The 2,616-nt window shown below is 73.9% G+C and carries 2 protein-coding genes and 1 pseudogene; all 3 read right to left on the bottom strand.

Annotated elements, in window-relative coordinates:
• Positions 1–70 precede the first annotated feature (70 nt).
• A pseudogene (locus tag AWW66_RS31875) lies at positions 71–832 on the bottom strand (polyprenol monophosphomannose synthase); the annotation flags it as partial.
• Positions 833–916: 84 nt separating this feature from the next.
• On the bottom strand, positions 917–1,918 hold the full coding sequence (locus AWW66_RS31880) for an SDR family oxidoreductase (RefSeq protein ID WP_067374476.1): 1,002 nt from the start codon (positions 1,916–1,918) through the stop codon (positions 917–919).
• Positions 1,915–2,352, bottom strand: coding sequence for an SRPBCC family protein (locus tag AWW66_RS31885; protein ID WP_342671952.1), 438 nt, complete (start codon positions 2,350–2,352; stop codon positions 1,915–1,917). Before AWW66_RS31885 ends, AWW66_RS31880 begins: the two co-directional genes overlap by 4 nt.
• Positions 2,353–2,616 lie beyond the last annotated feature (264 nt).

A 2,616-nucleotide genomic window follows, 5' to 3' on the forward strand; every position in this document is an offset into this window, starting at 1 on the left:
GCGTCGGGACGGCGGCGGTGGCCGGGGCGTCGCCGCGGGCCCGGTCGGTGCCCGCCGTGGCGGGGGCGTCGTCCAGGTTGCGGTGGCGGCTGCGCAGCTTGAACGGCATCAGCGCGCTCTCGATCTTGGTGGCGGTGGTCATCTTCGACGCGCCGTCGCGCCGCTCCTCGAACCGGATCGGCACCTCCAGGATCGTGTGCCCCAGCTTGGTGGCCAGGTAGTGCATCTCGACCTGGAAGCTGTACCCGTTGGACTGGACCCGGTGCAGCCCGATGTCGCGCAGCGCGTCGGCCCGCCAGATCTTGAAGCCGGCGGTGAGGTCCCGGATGCGGACCCGCAGCAGGGTGTGCACGTACAGGTTGGCCCAACCGCTGAGCGCCCGCCGGTACAGCGGCCACGCCTCGTCGAGCTGGCCGCCGGGCACGTACCGGGAGCCGATGACCACCCCGGACTGGGTCGACAGCAGCGCGCCGAGCATCCCGGGCAGCGCCTCCGGCGGGTGGGACAGGTCGGCGTCCATCTGGGCGACGTACTCCGCGCCGCCGTCGAGCGCCCGCCCGATGCCGTCGACGTACGCCCGGCCCAGGCCCTCCTTGCCGGCCCGGTGCACCACCTGGACCCGGCCGGGGTGTTCGGCGGCGAGCTTGTCGGCGACCTCGCCGGTGCCGTCCGGGGAGTTGTCGTCGGCGACCAGGATCCGCAGTCCGGGCAGGGGCAGGGCAAGGAGACGGTCGACCAGTACCGGGAGGTTGCCCGCCTCGTTGTAGGTGGGGACCACGACGGTCAGGCGCGCATCCCGCCACGGCGAGGGCAACTGCACGGGTTCGATCATGACGGACATCCTCGGTTTGCCGACAGGGTACCCAGAGAGGGTAGCCAGTTGTTCATGGCCGTTTTGTCAGGCTCCCCATCCGGCTCACCGGAGCCGGCGGACCAGCCCGGTTACGAGCACGGCGAGCCCGGTGAGCGCGACGGCGGAGACGGCGGGTTTGTGGGTGCCGACCCAGAGCGCGGCCGACCGCCGGTGCGCCCGGTCGGTGAAGACGCCCTCGGCCCCGTGGTCCCGTTCCTGGTCACCGGGCCGGTCGAGGTTGTCCCGCCAGGTGGTCGGGTCGATCGGGGTGGCCGTCTGCTGGCTGTCGTAGCCGCTGCGGGCCAGCGCGCGGTCGAGCAGCCCGGGGAAGAGGACGTTGCCGAGCCGGGCCCGCCAGGTGGGGCCGCCGACGTTCAGCTCCCGGGGGCCGTGCTCGGCGGCCCAGACCACCGCCCGCGCGGCCACCTCCGGCGCGAAGATCGGCGGCACCGGCTGCGGGTGCCGGGGGAGCCGGGTCCGCACCCAGGAGAACTGCGGCGTGTTGATCGCCGGGAGCTGCACCATCGACAGGGTCACCCCGGGGCAGTCGTGCAGCAGCTCCGCGCGCAGCGAGTCGTTGAAGCCCTGCACCGCGTGCTTGCTCGCGCAGTACGCCGACTGCAACGGGATGCCCCGGTACGCCAGCGCCGAGCCGACCTGCACGATCGCGCCCCGCCCGTGGGCGCGCATGTGCCGCAGCGCGGCCAGCGTGCCGTGGACCGTACCCAGGTAGGTGACCTCGGTGACCCGGCGGAACTCGGCGGCCGGGATCTCCCACGCCGGGGCGAAGACCGACGCCATGGCGTTGTTGATCCACACGTCGATGCCGCCGAAGTGGTGCACCACGTCGTCGGCGGCCCGCTGGACCGCCCCGGCGTCGGCCACGTCCACCTGGTAACAGCGCACGTCGGCGGCGCCCCGCTCCCGGCAGTCCCGCTCGGCGGCGGCGAGCCCCGCCGCACCCCGGGCGAGCAGCGCCAGCCGGGCGCCGCGCGCCGCGTACCGACGGGCGACGGCCCGGCCGACCCCCGCGCTGGCCCCCGTCACCACCACCGTCCGGGTCACTGGTCACCCTTCTGCCGGGTGGCGATGTCGGATAGCCGACGCAACGTCTCCTTGTTGCGCTGGTGCAGCACCAGGTCGTTGAGCTTGGTGCGCAGCCAGCGCAGCGGGCCGGCGGCGAAGTCCTCGCCGAGGCGCACCCGGGTGGCCCCGCCGTCCACCGGCTCCAGGGTGAAGACCACGATCGCCTCGCCGGCCGGCCACAGCTCGGCCCGCAGGGTCAGCCGGTGCGGCGGCTCGCAGAGCAGCACGGTCGAGGAGTCCTCCAGGGAGAACGGCCACGGGCCCGCCCGGTGGTGCAACTGGCTGCCGACCCGGGGCCAGAAGTCGTCCACGTCGCGGATGTGCGCCGTGCCCACCACCCAGTCGCTGTACGTCCACCCGTCGGCCAGCACGTCGAAGACCTGCTCCGGGGGTGCGTCGATCACCTTCTCCACTATCGCCACGGTGCCCCCGGTACCCCGCGGGACCGCCGGGTATGCCCAGGTGACGGGTTAGCTTCTCGGGGGCGGCGGGTAAGGCGGCAAGCGGCCGGGGACGCCGGGCCCGATGCCTGCCGCGGTGATCCGGACCGCGGGAGATGATGTTTACTCCCCGGGGCGCCGGGAACCCGCCGCCCGTGCGACAGGACCGCAAGGAGCCGGATCAGCGCAGGTCAGCCGGGGTTCCCTCCGGTACTGACCGGGCCGCGTCCGGGCCGG

Origin of the sequence: Micromonospora rosaria, assembly GCF_001567585.1 — a bacterium.
Taxonomy (GTDB): Bacteria; Actinomycetota; Actinomycetes; order Mycobacteriales; family Micromonosporaceae; genus Micromonospora; species Micromonospora rosaria.